Source organism: Limnobaculum xujianqingii (assembly GCF_013394855.1).
In the GTDB taxonomy this organism is placed as follows: domain Bacteria; phylum Pseudomonadota; class Gammaproteobacteria; order Enterobacterales; family Enterobacteriaceae; genus Limnobaculum; species Limnobaculum xujianqingii.
Map to the genome: position 1 here is coordinate 2,492,316 of NZ_JABMLK010000001.1, position 15,921 is coordinate 2,508,236.

Here is a 15,921-nt window from a genome sequence, read left to right on the forward strand (position 1 = left end):
ATTTTTCATCATTCAAAACTAAACAACCGGAAAACTCATCACGAACCGACTGCCGTGTCCCACTTCACTTTCTACCCAAATAGTACCGTTATGCAGCTCTATAATAGATTTCACCAAAGCCAGCCCCAGTCCGGTGCTTTCATTCGAGCTTCTGGCGCTATCGGCACAGTAAAAACGTTCGAATATATGGTCGATGTGTAATGGTTCAATCCCTTCACCGGTATCAGTCACCGACAAAATCAGGCGATCGTTCTCTCTTTCTGCTGCCAGCGTAATTTTTCCGCCTACTGGCGTATAGCGTAATGCGTTATCAACCAGATTAGAAAATGCCCGTCGTAATAACATCACGTCAGCCTGCATGGTGTAATCGCCAGAAATTGATAACTCAACCTGCCTCTCTTCCGCCAAACCGCTAAAGAATTCAGCCACCTGATTAAACAGAATCGAAGTTGATACCGGCTCAATATGAATAACTTCCCGAGAGTTATCTGCTCTGGCAAGAAACAGCATGGAGGAGATCATTCGGGATAACCGTTCCCCTTCTTCCATAATTTTCTCCAGCGTTTCCTGATACTCTTCCGGAGTACGAAGCTGGGACTGTGTTACGCTGGCGGCGGCAACCATATTATTGATGGGCGCGCGGAATTCGTGAGCAATATCCGATGAGAAGCGCGATAGTTCAGCAAAAGAGCTTTCTAATCGACTAAGCATATCGTCGAAAGAAGCGGCTAACTCTTTTAGCTCTCTGGGCCATTTTTGTTGGCCTATGCGAGTATTGAGCCGTTCCACATGAATATTCTGTATTTGCTTATTCAGAATATTTAATGGTTTAAGACCACTTCGTACTATCAACCATCCAAGCAGTGCTGAAATAACCAGTGCAATGGATACCACCACTTTCAGAATATCCAGACAAAGATCCAGAATTTCTCGTTCCTGGCTAACGTTCAGCGCTGCCTGTACTAACCATACTTGCCCGTTAGCCTGAGCTACCTTGCGGCTTCCCAGTAACATCTTGCTCTTGCGTTCTCCCTGCTTAGAGAAGGTTATTTTATAGTTAAACTTCTCGTCAGCATCGGGAAACTCCTCTGGTGAAATCGTCAATTGGGGAGATTCCGCAAACAGTTGCCCGTTCGGCATAATCACTCGCAAAAATGCCCGCTTATCCGGATCGATATTTTCAAACCAGCGTTGCTGCCAAACCCTCAACTTACGATTATCGTGAATACTTTCAATAACACTGCTTTGCGACTGAAGAATATTATTTAATTCAAGTTGGTTCTTTTTCTTTAGCTGTTCGACCAGTGCAGTAAATACGATCACAGAGACGATTAGCACTATTATCGTCATGGCTAAAGTAAAAAAGATACTCAGCCGCTGGGTTAACGACCAGCTACGGATATCAAACAGTTTCATCTCTCAACTCCATCACGTAGCCGGCACCCCGGATAGTGTGTAACAGCTTGACCGAATAGGGATCATCCACTTTGGTACGTAATCGGCGAATAGCCACATCTACCACATTAGTTCCGGAGTCAAAATTCATATCCCAGACCATTTCGGATATCACAATACGCGATAACACCTCGCCGCTGCGGCGCATCAGCAAACTTAACAAAGTGAATTCTCTTGGTGTCAGCTCCAGACGTTTTCCCTGCCGATAAACCTGATGTTTCAATAGATCGAGTTCCAGGTCGGCTACTCGCAATACTGTAGATTCCGGCTGTTGTGGATCAATCTGGCGTCGCTGAATAACACGAATACGCGCCAACAGTTCACTGAAGGAAAACGGTTTTATCAGATAATCATCCGCCCCTAACTCCAGACCCCGCACCCGATCTTCAACATTATCTCTGGCGGTCAGATACATTACCGTAGTTTGCTTACCCGCTTTACGCGCCATTTCCAAAATATCCCAACCGCTCAGGCCTGGCAGCATGACATCCAGAATCGCCAAATCATATTCATTGGTTAACAGATAGTGCAAACCATCGGGACCATTGGTCGCAATATCGACCACCATGCCTTGCTCTTTGAGCCCACGGGCGATGTATTCCGATGCCATTTTCTGATCTTCTACCAATAATATTTTCATAGCAGTTATCCGTTTACTTTATGCATATCAACAGGATTTTCTTTTTGTATCTGACTTAATTAAAACGACCCAATCAGAGCCATGATGATTAATGGCTCTGATGATGTAAATAAATATAAAAGTCCCGCTTTCATCTGGATTGGTAAAATGAGCCATCAACGCATTGAAAATATTTCATGGTGAAACTGACTCTGACACCACCCTGAAGCGGATAAACCTTTCTTTAAATGTTCAGCAAACACTTCCGGACCACAAAAACTAACGGAATAATCGGTGCAGTTATCCATCTGGTGAATAATCTCTTCCGGCGTTAATAGTTCTCCGTCGTCCGCCAGCAATACTCGCAGCTCCACATGAGATATTCGTTTGGTTAAAAGCTGCAGGCGTTCAATAAAAAAGGCCTCTTGCCGATTTCTGGCACAGTAGAAAAATATTACTTTTTCCAGTGGAGCTTGAGCACTTCTGCCTGACGCGAGGGATTCCAGCCAGGCAATAAATGGCGTAACCCCAATACCAGCACCGACCCATACTTGCTTCTTGTTATCCGACAGCAGAAATTTGCCGTAACCTCCTTCAACTTCAACCTGCTGCCCTGCTTGCAAATCATTTACCAGCTTAGCGGTATAGTCACCCAACGCTTTAACTGCTATTTCGATGATTTTTTGCTGTTTGTCATAATTAACCACGGTAAAAGGATGAGGGGATTCACCATCATGAAAGTTGAGATAGGCAAACTGCCCCGGCTGATACTTCATCGGCTGATCGACAGTTATCTGAAAATGAACAGTATTGCTGGCATAACGCTCAACATTAATTACCGTACCGTTAACCTTTTTCTTATTACCAATCTGGCTGGTCAGTGACAACAGAGCACAATAACAGCCAACAAATACCATGGCTATAACCGTAATATCATACAACAGGGTATTCATCAGATATTTTAGTGACATAACAGAATGAAGCGCTCCGGCGATAAATATGATCCCCGCCAACTTATGCAGAATCACAAATCTTTTATAACTGATGGCTTTTAACAGGCTTACCAGCGCAAAAACGACAAAAGCATAAAACGCCCACTCACCAATATCATTAGCAATGGCATGCCAGTTAATCCCTTCCGCTTCAGGACGAAAAGGTCGTTGCACCACACCGGCTTGCGTTAGCCATTTACCGGCTTTAAATGCCAGCCAATGGGCCGATAGCGCCACTAATGACCCAATTCCCAGATATTTATGCAGGCGATACATTTTATCCAATCCGTTCAGGCGTTTTTCAAGCCAGGCGGGGCGGATAGCCAATAACATTGCGGCACTCATATAGCCAAAGCTAAGAATACCGGTCAATAAAATGAGCTGGCGTCGCCAGAAGAAGAAGTTGAATGTCTCTGGTAATGAAAACAGAAAAGTCACTGCCCAAATTAAAATTAAACCACCCGTTAACCGGCGCATAAGCTATTCCCTCTATGACAATGATTGCTGGCTTAATAGCCCAATAAATTGCAAAAAGAATAACAATGTCCGAATGACAAACCGCCAATGCACAGATTACATTTCTGTCATTTTTATCTGCACGCAGGCAATTACATAACACGCCAATGAATTGCTGATTTACACGCCAAAGATCAAATTAAATGGACTTTAATCATGATAGGTTCATTTATATTTAAGGCGGTTTGTGGGTGAAATACCGGTTTTATGGTCAAAAACAACCTGTTCTCTGCTAAATAACCTTTGTGCTAGTTAACTGGGTAATATATTCCAGTGAAAATATTCATTCGCTACTCAATTGGATTTGTTAAAAATGACGCTTTTCCATAAGAATTCTGGCGAATTATCCGTGAAATTCCGCTATAATGCGGAAAGTTGCTAACTACAGTAAGAGCTCTATCGACATCAATGACCATTGCTTACCCATTCGCTACCAGTGAGCCCGTCAATCAGCAAATCTACCGCCTGTTAAGGCAGGAGATCGTTGATTGTACGATTCGTCCGGGTACTTTACTGTCAGAAAAAGAGATCTCAACTCGCTTCAATGTATCCCGGCAGCCAGTCAGAGAAGCATTTATCAAACTGTCAGAAACCGGATTAGTCCAAATTCTGCCGCAGCGAGGCACCTTCGTAATGAAGATTTCCGCCAAGCGCGTGTCTGATGGGCGTTTTATCCGAGAAGCCGTCGAAATAGCGATTATTCGCCGGGCTGCGTTAGCTATCACTCCTGAACACTTGATGCAGTTAAAACACAATCTCCATCGTCAGGAGCTTGCTGCCAGCAATAAGCGTATCAAAGAGTTTTTAGAGCTGGATGATGAGTTTCATCGCACTTTCACCCAGATCGTCGATTGCCCAATGGCCTGGGAAACCATCGAAACCATTAAAGCCACTATGGACCGTGTACGGTTTATGAGCCTGGCCGATGTTTCTCCACCAGAGAGCCTGATTGAGCAGCACTACAAAATCTATGACGGGCTGGAAAAACGCGATCCCGATGCAGCAGAAGCCGCAATGAAACAGCACCTTGGAGAGATGATCTCCACCGTCACGACCATTTCCCAACGCAATACTGACTGGTTCGAAGCTGACGAATAACGTTTCGCTTTAGTTGGTAGGTGTAAACAATAAAAAATAGCGGCATTAAGCCGCTATTTTTTATTGTAAACGTATTTAATTCAGTTCTGAGAATATTCCGGCCACAATTACAAAATACCAATATCTACATTGTGCCTGGCCGGAAGACCATCTGTACTTAAGCCCCAAGCGCGTCGGGCCTAGGCTGCCTACGGGCACTTCGTTGGCTGACGCCAAGTCGACCCCCACGGCACCCTCTCCCTCCGATTAGCTACTTTTAAAAACAAACACTGAATAACCAAACTTTGTCATTTATTTTTAAATAGCGGCCTCTAAGGCCGCTATTTTTATCGGATAACTAATTAATTATCTACGTTTACCACCCAGAATACTCCCCAAGATACCCCTTACTATCTGGTTACCCAGCTGGCGGGTCATCGATTTAGCCGCAGTCTGTACTATGCCATCTTTTTTGCCGCCACGTGGACCCGTAGTGCCAAACAGAATATCGTTCAGGCTACCCAGTAAACCGCCATCTTCGTTCTCTTTCTGTTCAGCCTCTTGCTTAGTCGCTGGAACATCTTTCGCTGCTGGCGTTGCTACACCTGCGCCTGCCATTAGTTTTTCATAGGCAGACTCGCGATCGATCATCTCTTCATAGCGACCATACAGCGGAGAGCGATTAATCAAGCCATTACGCTCATCATCACTCAGCGCTCCCATACGAGAGCAAGGTGCGATAACAAAACCGCGTTCGACAATATTTGGACGCCCTTTCTCATCTAAAAATGAAATCAGTGCTTCGCCAACGCCCAATTCAGTAATCGCCTGCTCTGCATTAAATGCCGGGTTTGCCCGCATGGTTTCTGCCGCAGCTCTGACCGCTTTTTGATCCCGTGGTGTAAACGCACGCAGAGCATGCTGTACCCGGTTACCTAACTGTCCCAGTACGCTGTCCGGAATATCCAGTGGGTTTTGAGTAACAAAATAGATACCTACACCTTTAGAACGAATCAGGCGAACCACTTGTTCAATTTTTTCCAGCAATGCGGTTGGGGCATCGTTAAACAACAGATGGGCCTCATCAAAGAAAAACACCATCTTCGGTTTATCCATATCACCCACTTCCGGCAAATGCTCAAACAGCTCAGACAATAGCCATAACAGGAAGATCGCATACAGTTTTGGTTGGTTATACAGCTTATCTGCTGCCAGAATGTTAACGATACCCTGACCAGATGCTTTGGTTTTAATCAGGTCGAAAATATCTAACATCGGCTCGCCAAAGAAGCTCTCTGCCCCTTGTTGTTCTAACGTCAGCAAACCGCGCTGAATAGCGCCAATGGAAGCGCTGGAGATATTCCCGTATTGGGTTTGGAACTGTTTGGCATTATCACCAACAAACTGCACCATTGAGCGCAGATCTTTCATATCTAACAGCAGCAGGCCGTTATCATCAGCAATTTTGAATACTAATTGCAGCACGCCAGACTGAACATCATTCAGATTCAGTAAACGGGAAAGCAAAATCGGCCCCATATCAGAAACCGTTGCGCGAACCGGATGTCCTTTCTCACCAAAAACATCCCAGAATACGGTAGGGCAAGCAGCCGGATCCCAATCAGTTACTTTCAACGCTTCCAGACGCGACTGAAGTTTCGGGTTCATCACCCCTTCTGCAGCGATACCCGACAGGTCGCCTTTGACGTCAGCCATAAATACCGGCACGCCAATTCGTGAAAAACTCTCTGCCATTTTCTGCAGCGAGACGGTCTTTCCTGTTCCGGTTGCTCCGGTAATCAATCCATGACGGTTAGCCAGCGCAGGCAAAATCGCCAGCTCTAACTCATTGCTTTTGGCAATAACAAGAGATTCTAACATCAGAGTTCATCCTATATATAACGACTCCACTGAGTCGAAAAGTGCACCTGTCAGACGTTTTATTCAGAAAGGCCACGGCATGTCACTATGCGCAATGTCCTATACTGACACAGTATAAATGACTCAACCGAGGATGATTAATAAAAATTCCGTTTATCTCGACCCGTAGCACATCAGCTAAAAATATCGGGATATTTTTCTCACCGGACAACGCCATGGAAACACATTTGTAATATGAATCGATTCAATAGCGATTAAAGATAGAGTGCGATCACAATAATTTCATGATTTTACTATTATAATCAACAACAAAGAAACGCATTTATTGCGCAAAAAGTAAAATAAAGGAAGTATAAATGAAAGTGTCGTACCAACTTTTTTATCGTGAGCTTTGTCGTGTTATCTCTAAAGAATTTATCTATACCGATCCATCAAGAACCATGGCTTATGGCACAGATGCCAGCTGTTATCGTTTAATCCCTCAAATTGTTGTGCGGGTTAATAACGAACGGGAAGTACAGCAAACCTTAGTATTGGCAAGAAAACATAAACTTCCGGTAACTTTCCGGGCGGCGGGTACCAGCCTGTCCGGTCAGGCGATTACGGACTCGATTCTGATCATTCTGGGCGATAGTTGGCGCCAGTATAAAATTTTTGGTGATGCAGGTTATATATCCCTGAAGCCGGGAGTTATAGGCGCAGACGCTAACCGCTATCTGGCACCTTTTGGCCGTAAAATTGGCCCTGACCCGGCGTCTATTGATGCCTGTAAAATTGGCGGCATTGCAGCCAATAACGCCAGCGGCATGTGTTGCGGCACCGCCCAAAACTCTTACCAAACGTTACAGGCAATGCGCCTGATTCTGGCAGATGGCACTCTGATTGATACCGCCGATAGCGAATCTGTTGCTTCCTTCAATAGAACCCACGGAAAAATGCTGGAGCAGCTTGGGCTACTGGCTCAACAAACTAAAGCCAATAGCCATTTGTCAGAGCTGATTCACCATAAGTATCGACTGAAAAACACCACCGGATACAGCCTGAATGCGCTGGTTGATTTTGTCCATCCGCTGGATATCCTGACTCACCTGATGATTGGTTCAGAAGGTACATTAGGATTTATTGCAGAAATCACCTACCGCACGGTGGAAGAGCATCCATTTAAAGCCTCTGCTCTGTTTGTATTCGGTGATATTGAAGCCGCCTGTGAGGCAACCCGAATCCTCAAACAACAGCCGGTCTCTGCCGTAGAGTTAATGGACCGCGGTGCACTGGCCTCAGTAGAGAATGAAGAGGGTCTGCCTGACTTCATGCCTCATCTCAGTGAAGATGCCACGGCGCTGTTAGTCGAAGTCCGTGCCGCCGATGCTGATACGTTAAAAGATAAGATGGCACAAATCATGTCATCCATTGCCAGCTTCACGCTGGAACAGCAGGTTCCCTTCACCGATAAACCTGAAGAATTCGGTCGCCTGTGGGCAATCCGTAAAGGCATTTTCCCGGCAATTGGTGCCGTTCGCCCTGTGGGTTCAACGGTTATTATTGAAGATGTGGCGTTCCCTATTGAACAACTGGCCGCTGGCGTACGCGACCTGCGCAAACTATTTATTAAACATGACTATAACGCGGTGATTTATGGCCATGCTTTGGATGGCAATATGCACTTTGTCTTCCAGCAATCGTTTGACTCCCCGGCAGAAGTTTCTCGCTATCAGTTATTTATGGAAGACATTGCTCACTTAGTGGCGGTTGAGTACAAAGGTTCACTCAAAGCAGAGCATGGTACTGGTCGTAATATGGCCTCTTTTGTGGAGCTGGAGTGGGGAAGTGAAGCCTATGAGCTAATGTGGCAGCTGAAAAATCTGCTCGACCCGAATCATCTGTTAAGTCCTGGAGTCTTGCTTAACCGCGATCATCAGGCCCATCTGCAAAACTTAAAGTTACTGCCCGCCGCCGATAAGCGTGTAGATAGCTGTATTGAATGTGGATTCTGTGAACCAGTTTGCCCTTCCACCAGTCTTTCTTTCACACCACGTCAACGCATCGTTATGTGGCGTGAGATTAATCGCCTGCGCCGCAGCGGTGATGATAATAAACGGCTGAAAAAGCTGGAGAAAGACTTCCTGTATCTGGGTGATGTTACCTGCGCGGCTACTGGCCTGTGTGCCCGTCGCTGTCCGGTAGGGATTAATACCGGCGAACTTATTCGTGATATTCGCACTCAACGCAATATGCGCTATGAGCGCATCGCCCGCTGGACCGCAGATCACTTCACTACTATTACTGGTGGAGCCCGTCTGGCATTAAATACCGTAGCTGCAACCGGTAAGGTTATTGGTCAGCCACGCTTTGGCAAAATCACTAAAGCACTCCACGTTGCCAGCGCCGGATATATCCCTCTGCTAACGCCATCATTCCCACGAGGAGCCACTTCGCCAAAAGCACCGAAGTTAGTGGCTGGCGATTTAAAAGTAGTCTATTTACCAAGCTGTGCATCACGCACCATGGGAGCATCAGCCAATGATGCAGACCAACGTCCTCTGACGGACATTGTAGAAAGCCTGTTAAACAAAGCGGGTTTCTCGGTGATTTATCCACAAAAGCTGGATAGTTTGTGCTGCGGAATGCCTTATAACAGTAAAGGTATCACCTCTGTTGCCTCAGAGAGACTGGCAGATATGGAGCAAGCCCTCTGGGAAGCCAGCGAACAGGGGAAATACCCGGTACTGATTGATACCAGCCCGTGTGCCCTGCGCGCGGTGGAAGGTTTCACTAAACCAATGGCGCTATTTGAACCGGTTGGTTTTGTGAATCACTATCTGCTGGATAAGTTAGCGTTCACTCCGGAAGACAAGCCTATCATGCTGCATGTTACCTGCTCCAGCGTGAAGATGGGGCTGTCAGCACCAATGAAAAATCTGCTGGATCGCTGCTGTAATCAGGTCATTATTCCTGATGGTATTCATTGCTGCGGCTTTGCCGGAGATAAAGGGATAAAAAATCCAGAACTGAATGCCAGCGCACTACGTCTGTTAAGTCAGCAAGTACCGGCTAACTGTGTTGAAGGGGTATCCAATAGCCGAACCTGTGAGATTGGTTTAACAGAACACTCCGGTGTGCCTTATCGTTCTATTTTGTATGTAGTGGACAGAGTAACTAAGCCGTTAAGTTAGTCAGTGCTTACATAAAACATAACGTTTTATCATGTGCGCCCGGTTCCTTTAGCCAATCCTATATGGCTGAATAAAGGAGCCCGGGCGCAATCTTCTTTAGTCAATCGGTGACACACGCATTTATCTGTATACAATAGCAACTATCACTCAATTATCATTTGGTCGCGGAGTTTAGCGTATGACATGGACAGTCATGAGTAACCCGATTGTGGACATGTACGGCCCCTGGTTTCTGTTGTTTTATTTGGTCTACTGTATCGCCATCATGATTGCCGCAGGGATAATCAGCCTGCGTTGTTACCCTGATACTTCTCGTACTGCTAAGAATCGTGACCTGTTGCCCTCCCATATCGATCCGTACTTTCTTGCCTGGTTGCAAAGCGGTCGTGAGAAGGTATTACAGTTAGCGATGATGCGCCTGTCTTATGCCGGATTACTGGTTCCCGGTAGCAAATCTCAAACCTATATGCTCCGCCCTGTCACTAATCCAGAGTCTATTCAGTCAAAGATGCAAGAACTGAATCGGTTAGAGACATCAGTTTTATCCTGTTTTGAGCAACAGCATGAGCAGAGCAAAGAATGGGCCTTTAACTCCCTCGCTCCTGCCAGCCGAAATTTTCGAGCTAAAGCGCAAAAGGAAGGCCTGGTTCACTCGACCACCAGCGAAAACTTATCCGCCATGGTAGTGTGGATCGGGTTTATTTTGTTAGTCGGCATGGGTGCCTATAAGCTGATTGTTGCCTGGGGAAATGGCTACCATAACGTTATTTTTCTTAGTCTGATGATGTTGTTTTTTGGCTGGATGTATTACCGAATCTTTCTACGCCATCGGGCTGACAGGGTTCACCTGACCGATAAAGGTAAAGTATTTCTTGAGCGACTCAGCGCCAGCCTGCCAAGAGACAAAAAATCGCTGAAAAAACTGGATATCGCCATGGCTGTGGTCGCCCTATCAACCAGCAACTTTATCTATTTAGAGTGCAGTTTTGGTCAACATGCTTATCTGCTCAGCTTTGCGGTACTTCCAACAGCAAACGCATCTGGCAGAGGGGCCGCAGGTGGAAGCTCTTCTTCTGGCGGAGCCGATAGTGACAGTAGCTCATCTTCAGGTTCAAGCAGTTCTGGTGGGTGTTCCGGATGTGGTGGATGTGGCGGTGGTGACTAAGAGCATAAACAATGATTTCTGATGTCACCGATCAACTTGCTCAACTTACTCAACTACAGCGCTTAACCGTACAGTGGCATATCACCGATCGCTGTAATCTCCGCTGTAGCCACTGTTATCAGGATAGCTATCGCGACAAAGGCCCTGATTTGGTCATGCTGAAACAAATTGCTCAGCAAATTTTCACTCTCCACCAAATTGCCCAAGCCGATAGAAAGACGCCTTTGCAGATTAATCTGACAGGTGGAGAACCCTGTGTACACCCGGACTTCCCTACCCTGCTGGAATATCTGAGTTCTCATCCATCCCATCCTTCGCTGGCTATTCTAAGCAATGGTGCATTGATTGATACAGAATGGGCCGCTCTCTTTGCCCGGTTACAGATTAAATTTGTACAGCTTAGCGTTGAAGGTAACGAATCAACCCATGATGCCATTCGCGGTCGCGGTCATTTTCAACAGGTATTAAGCGCAACCCACAGCCTGAAGCAAGCTGGCGTCCGGGTATTGTGGTCGTTTACGGCTCACGATAAAAATTATCAGGAATTCAGTCAGGTTGCCGAACTGGCCCATATTCATCATGTTGATCGGATATGGTCAGATCGAATGCTGCCTTCCTGCCACCGCGATGCACCACAGCCTTTGGATACCCATCAAAGCGCAGAGTATTTTCAGCAAATGTATCAGGTTAAGTGCAAGGTGGAATCTAAAGCGAATAACAAAACGGAAATAGCCATGTTTCGCGCTCTACAGTTTCAGGCTGGAGGAAACTCGCCCTACTACTGTAACGCAGGAAAAGAACTAATCACTCTGATGCCGGACGGCAGCGTTCTGCCATGTCGGCGTATGCCAATCAATGTTGGCAATGTACAGCAACAACCACTTGCTGAAATCTACTATCAATCCACACTATTACAGCAGCTACGAAACTTCTCCTCACCCGAAGAGTGCTCTACCTGCCTGTACCGCACCACATGTCAGGGCGGCCTCCGCTGTCTGGCCTATGCAAAACACCAAACCCCATTTCGAGCCGATCCCGCCTGTAGTTATTTGGCGAAGCCTGTCGAACAAAACCAATAAATCAGCCTCTGCGTATATTCCGACCGTAAATACATGGTGCTTATATCTGCATCGGAAAACGGTCGGTAAACCATCTGTACTCAGCTACGGAGTGTGTTGGCCTGGCCCGCAGGGCAAGCGCTGTATGCACCTTTCTTATTACTGATAAAACTCAGAGGTTAACTATTTGTGTTTAAAAATAGTCAATCAGAGGGAGAAATTGCCGTTGGGGTCGTAGCAGCTTTAGCTGCCGGACAAACAGGCAAAGCCTGTTTGAACAACGCTTGCGTTGGCCCGAAGGGTGAAACACCATTAGGTGTTTCATAACTGCCCCTGGGGAATTTAGGCCCGACGCGCACCTAAGTTAAGTATTATTGATCTTCCGGCCGGGCACACTGGTGATAAACTCACGTTGCATTTACGGCCGGAACATCCACTCAAATTAAAATCACTCTTTCAACCGCCAAAGGCGGTATTACGGCATTACCTTCGCCGACTTAATCACAATCGGAGTAACCGGAACATCCTGATGTTGACCAGAGAACTGAGTTTTCTCTTTCATCATTTGGTCTACAACGTCCATTCCTTTCACCACCTTACCAAACACCGCGTAACCAAAGTTACCGGCTGACTGGTCAAGGAAATCGTTATCAACCACGTTGATAAAGAACTGGCTAGTCGCACTGTCAACCGCATTAGTGCGCGCCATGGCAATAGTTCCTCTAACGTTTTTTAAACCGTTAGCCGCTTCGTTTTTAATCGGAGCATTGGGTTTCTTCTGATTCATCTCGGTAGTAAAACCACCCCCCTGAGCCATAAAACCAGGAATTACGCGGTGAAAAATCGTTCCGTCATAAAAACCATCTTTGACGTAAGTAACAAAATTTTTGGTAGAGATTGGTGCTTTGTCCTGATCCAACTCGATTTCAATATTACCCAGAGAGGTAGTCAGTACAACATGAGGATTAGCAGCCAGTGCAGCGGGAGCCAGTAATACCAGAGAGAACAGCGCCGTTAAGGTGATACAAATACGCTTCAACATAAGAAAATACCTTCTTGTTAGGTAGCAATAATTTCAAACCTTCCCGATTCTAGTGATTTTCCCCCTCAGCGGCTACTGATTTAGCGGACAAAAAAAGGGCCGGATAATCTACCCGACCCTCTATATTTCCGGCACAGGTGAATTAACGCTTAAAGCTCACGTTTTCCGGCTGCTTCAAATACAACGTAGTTTGGCTTGGGACTGTCTCTGCAATCACCTTACCCCGACGTACAGAATAACGCACTGGCGTCTGACGGCGCACCGCGTCAAAACCATTCTCTGCCGGTAAAATCACCAAATTACCAGAACGCCCGGTTTCAATACCGTAATCCTGTAGGTTCAACGTCTTCGCACTATGAGTAGTAATCAGATTCAAACCATCATTAATCTGACCATAGCCCATCAGTTGGCAAACGTGCAGACCCATATGCAATACCTGTAACATATTGGCGGTACCTAATGGATACCAGGGGTCATATACATCATCATGACCAAAACAGACATTGATACCCGCTTCCAGCATCTCTTTCACCCGCGTGATACCACGGCGTTTAGGATAAGTATCAAAACGACCCTGTAAGTGAATATTCACCAGCGGATTGGCAACAAAGTTAATGCCGGACATTTTCAACAAACGGAACAAGCGAGAAGTATAAGCCCCGTTATACGAGTGCATCGCGGTAGTATGGCTGGCGGTAACCCGCGCGCCGGTACCATCACGATGGGCCAGAGCGGCTACTGTCTCAACAAAACGCGATTGCTCATCATCAATCTCATCACAATGCACATCAATCAGACGATCGTACTTTTGCGCCAGTGCAAAAGTTTTATGCAGTGATTCCACGCCGTATTCGCGGGTGAACTCAAAATGAGGAATGGCACCGATAACGTCTGCACCAAGGCGTACCGCCTCTTCCATCAGTGCTTCGCCATTTGGATAGGAAAGAATCCCCTCCTGTGGGAAAGCAACAATTTGCAAATCCACCCACGGAGCCACTTCCTGCTTCACTTCCAGCATGGCTTTCAGCGCGGTCAGAGTTGGGTCGGACACATCCACATGAGTACGAACATGCTGGATACCGTTGGCCATTTGCCATTTCAGGGTTTGCATTGCACGCTGCTTCACATCATCGTGAGTCAGCATCGCTTTACGTTCGGCCCAACGCTCAATACCTTCAAACAGAGTGCCAGATTGGTTCCAGCTTGGCTCGCCAGCGGTTTGCGTAGTATCTAAATGGATATGTGGTTCAACAAACGGAGGAATGGCTAAACCACCTTCAGCGTCAATCGTCTGCCCGGTAGCCGGGGCCGCAGAACCCTGTGGCTCAATGCGGCTAAAAACACCATTCTCAATAGAGAGTTGCCAAAGACCATCACGCCCCTGTAGACGGGCATTGGTAATAACAACGGAATTATTCTGCATGACCAACCTCTGGCAGTTTTACAAATTTACGATTAACTAGCGGATTAAATAGCATATAGCTGACAACACCACCCAACACCGCATTAACCGGTACGATACCTGGTAAGTAGTTACCCGCTGCGATACCGATAGCAACTGCCAGAATCGCTACCCAGTTTACCGTCAGGAAATGTGCCTTACTGAAATCAGCGGCGTAGCGGCGATGATTCATCAGATAGTCAGCAATAATCACGCCACCAATTGGCGGGATTGCGGCGGACAGGAAAGTCAGCCAGCCAACAAAATTATTATACAGCCACAGCGCGGTTAATGTACCAATGACACCATTAACCACGGACAGAGTACGGCTGGAAAGGCCGGTAATATTGGCAAAACCAAGACCGGAAGCATACAGAGCATTATCGTTGGTAGTCCAGATATTCAAACCCAGTACTACAATCGCCGGAATCAACAGACCCTGAGCAATCATCACATCAGAGATATCTGCCTGCCCTACTGCAGCAGCACCCGCCGCCCCAAAGATAAACATCAGAGAGTTACCGAGGAAGAAGGCAATCATTGCTACCAGCACCGCCCCTTTGGCGCTGCGGCCAAAGCGCACGAAGTCAGCCGTTAAAGTACCTGCACTGATAAACGAACCAACCACCAGCGCCAGCGCGGTAGAAAAGTTAAGCGGCGTCTGAGGTACAATAGCGCGTAAGTGATCCAATCCACCGACATCATTTACCGCCAGCCAGACAGAGTAGCTACCAAGGATGGCAATCGCCGGTACCGCAATGGCTGACAAAACCGTTAATGCTGAAATACCGAAGAAGATTGTTACCGTCATCAGCAAACCGGAAACCATAATCAGCATATTGGTATCCAACCCCGTGGCTTTGCTAACCGGAATAGCAAACATCGCTACACCCACGCCAAACCAGCCGACCTGAGTGCCGCCTAACAGGAATGAAGGGAGCCATGAACCTTTAATGCCAAATGAGTAACGAGCCAGGAGGTGGGTAGAGAGTCCGGTTTTAGAACCGATATAACCAAGAAATGCTGTATAGATACCGAGGAGGAGATTACCGAAGAGAACTGCTAAAAAGAAATCATTATAGGAAAGACCGGTACCGAGAGTGCCTCCGGTCCACATACTGGCTGAAAAAAACGTTAATCCCAACATGACAAATGTCAATGAAATCACGCCTTTCCGCGCAGCCAGGGGGACGGGCCCCTGACTATAATTGTTATCTTGCGACACAATATCTCCTTAAATCCGGGCCAAAAAATTCGCGGTATAATATACGCATCTCACGATAAAGCAATCGGTTTCGTTTGAGTTTTTTTACGAATACATCCCATACAAATGATTTATAAAGTGATTTTTTATCGAAAAATAGATGTGAGTCGCTATTCACAATAGGTGCTTGCATTCATCAAATGATTTAAGCCGTCAGGTAATAGATTAAGAAAAGTACCGCAGAAATAGTTATGATATGAAAATTGGATGATTAAAATATCCAGGTTAAAAACCGATG

12 protein-coding genes are annotated in these 15,921 nt (G+C 46.4%); 5 read left to right on the forward strand and 7 right to left on the reverse strand.

Annotated features, from left to right (window positions below; genetic code table 11):
* Window positions 1–18 precede the first annotated feature (18 nt).
* The 3 genes from GOL65_RS11325 to GOL65_RS11335 all read right to left on the reverse strand — a co-directional run bounded on the left by GOL65_RS11325 (window position 19) and on the right by GOL65_RS11335 (window position 3,543).
* Window positions 19–1,416: a heavy metal sensor histidine kinase gene (locus tag GOL65_RS11325; RefSeq protein WP_140918863.1), complete on the reverse strand. Its 1,398-nt coding sequence runs from the start codon at window positions 1,414–1,416 to the stop codon at window positions 19–21.
* A complete protein-coding gene (locus GOL65_RS11330) occupies window positions 1,403–2,095 on the reverse strand; it encodes a heavy metal response regulator transcription factor (protein ID WP_140918864.1) in 693 nt (230 codons plus the stop codon). The genes GOL65_RS11325 and GOL65_RS11330 overlap by 14 nt, the downstream gene beginning before the upstream one ends.
* A gap of 155 nt (window positions 2,096–2,250) precedes the next feature.
* Window positions 2,251–3,543: a ferredoxin reductase family protein gene (locus tag GOL65_RS11335; protein ID WP_140918865.1), complete on the reverse strand. Its 1,293-nt coding sequence runs from the start codon at window positions 3,541–3,543 to the stop codon at window positions 2,251–2,253.
* Between the two features lie 447 nt (window positions 3,544–3,990).
* Between GOL65_RS11335 and GOL65_RS11340 the strand changes: the two genes are divergently transcribed.
* Window positions 3,991–4,680, forward strand: a complete 690-nt coding sequence (locus GOL65_RS11340; protein WP_140918866.1) for a GntR family transcriptional regulator — start codon at window positions 3,991–3,993, stop codon at window positions 4,678–4,680.
* Window positions 4,681–5,025: 345 nt separating this feature from the next.
* Here GOL65_RS11340 and GOL65_RS11345 read toward each other — a convergent pair whose 3' ends face one another.
* The gene (locus tag GOL65_RS11345) at window positions 5,026–6,540 is read right to left on the reverse strand and encodes a helicase HerA-like C-terminal domain-containing protein (protein WP_140918867.1); all 1,515 of its coding nucleotides are present in this window, start codon (window positions 6,538–6,540) and stop codon (window positions 5,026–5,028) included.
* A gap of 356 nt (window positions 6,541–6,896) precedes the next feature.
* Here GOL65_RS11345 and GOL65_RS11350 point away from each other — a divergent pair, with 356 nt between their 5' ends.
* The 4 genes from GOL65_RS11350 to GOL65_RS11365 all read left to right on the forward strand — a co-directional run bounded on the left by GOL65_RS11350 (window position 6,897) and on the right by GOL65_RS11365 (window position 12,263).
* On the forward strand, window positions 6,897–9,713 hold the full coding sequence (locus tag GOL65_RS11350; protein ID WP_140918868.1) for an FAD-binding and (Fe-S)-binding domain-containing protein: 2,817 nt from the start codon (window positions 6,897–6,899) through the stop codon (window positions 9,711–9,713).
* Between the two features lie 178 nt (window positions 9,714–9,891).
* Window positions 9,892–10,878 (forward strand): TIGR04222 domain-containing membrane protein, encoded by a 987-nt coding sequence (locus GOL65_RS11355; RefSeq protein ID WP_140918869.1) that lies wholly within the window; start codon window positions 9,892–9,894, stop codon window positions 10,876–10,878.
* 11 nt (window positions 10,879–10,889) lie between these two features.
* A complete protein-coding gene (locus GOL65_RS11360; RefSeq protein ID WP_140918870.1) occupies window positions 10,890–11,957 on the forward strand; it encodes a radical SAM/SPASM domain-containing protein in 1,068 nt (355 codons plus the stop codon).
* A gap of 168 nt (window positions 11,958–12,125) precedes the next feature.
* Window positions 12,126–12,263 carry a hypothetical protein gene (locus GOL65_RS11365; protein WP_179038320.1) on the forward strand — a complete coding sequence of 46 codons (138 nt, stop codon included), beginning with the start codon at window positions 12,126–12,128 and terminating at the stop codon, window positions 12,261–12,263.
* A 148-nt stretch (window positions 12,264–12,411) separates the two neighbouring features.
* Here GOL65_RS11365 and GOL65_RS11370 read toward each other — a convergent pair whose 3' ends face one another.
* The 3 genes from GOL65_RS11370 to codB form a co-directional block, all read right to left on the reverse strand.
* Window positions 12,412–12,978 (reverse strand): peptidylprolyl isomerase, encoded by a 567-nt coding sequence (locus GOL65_RS11370; RefSeq protein WP_140918871.1) that lies wholly within the window; start codon window positions 12,976–12,978, stop codon window positions 12,412–12,414.
* Between the two features lie 142 nt (window positions 12,979–13,120).
* A complete protein-coding gene (gene codA / locus GOL65_RS11375) occupies window positions 13,121–14,401 on the reverse strand; it encodes a cytosine/isoguanine deaminase (RefSeq protein ID WP_140918872.1) in 1,281 nt (426 codons plus the stop codon).
* A complete protein-coding gene (gene codB / locus GOL65_RS11380; protein ID WP_140918873.1) occupies window positions 14,391–15,644 on the reverse strand; it encodes a cytosine permease in 1,254 nt (417 codons plus the stop codon). Before codB ends, codA begins: the two co-directional genes overlap by 11 nt.
* Between the last annotated feature and the right edge of the window lie 277 nt (window positions 15,645–15,921).

What these genes read in the sequence shown, in the direction of transcription:
- GOL65_RS11330 (WP_140918864.1), bottom strand. Translation starts at nt 2,095, where the DNA reads ATGAAAATATTATTGGTAGAAGATCAGAAAATGGCATCGGAATACATC.
- GOL65_RS11340 (WP_140918866.1), top strand. Translation starts at nt 3,991, where the DNA reads ATGACCATTGCTTACCCATTCGCTACCAGTGAGCCCGTCAATCAGCAA.
- GOL65_RS11325 (WP_140918863.1), bottom strand. Translation starts at nt 1,416, where the DNA reads ATGAAACTGTTTGATATCCGTAGCTGGTCGTTAACCCAGCGGCTGAGT.
- GOL65_RS11335 (WP_140918865.1), bottom strand. Translation starts at nt 3,543, where the DNA reads ATGCGCCGGTTAACGGGTGGTTTAATTTTAATTTGGGCAGTGACTTTT.
- GOL65_RS11355 (WP_140918869.1), top strand. Translation starts at nt 9,892, where the DNA reads ATGACATGGACAGTCATGAGTAACCCGATTGTGGACATGTACGGCCCC.
- codA (WP_140918872.1), bottom strand. Translation starts at nt 14,401, where the DNA reads ATGCAGAATAATTCCGTTGTTATTACCAATGCCCGTCTACAGGGGCGT.
- GOL65_RS11345 (WP_140918867.1), bottom strand. Translation starts at nt 6,540, where the DNA reads ATGTTAGAATCTCTTGTTATTGCCAAAAGCAATGAGTTAGAGCTGGCG.
- GOL65_RS11350 (WP_140918868.1), top strand. Translation starts at nt 6,897, where the DNA reads ATGAAAGTGTCGTACCAACTTTTTTATCGTGAGCTTTGTCGTGTTATC.
- GOL65_RS11370 (WP_140918871.1), bottom strand. Translation starts at nt 12,978, where the DNA reads ATGTTGAAGCGTATTTGTATCACCTTAACGGCGCTGTTCTCTCTGGTA.
- GOL65_RS11360 (WP_140918870.1), top strand. Translation starts at nt 10,890, where the DNA reads ATGATTTCTGATGTCACCGATCAACTTGCTCAACTTACTCAACTACAG.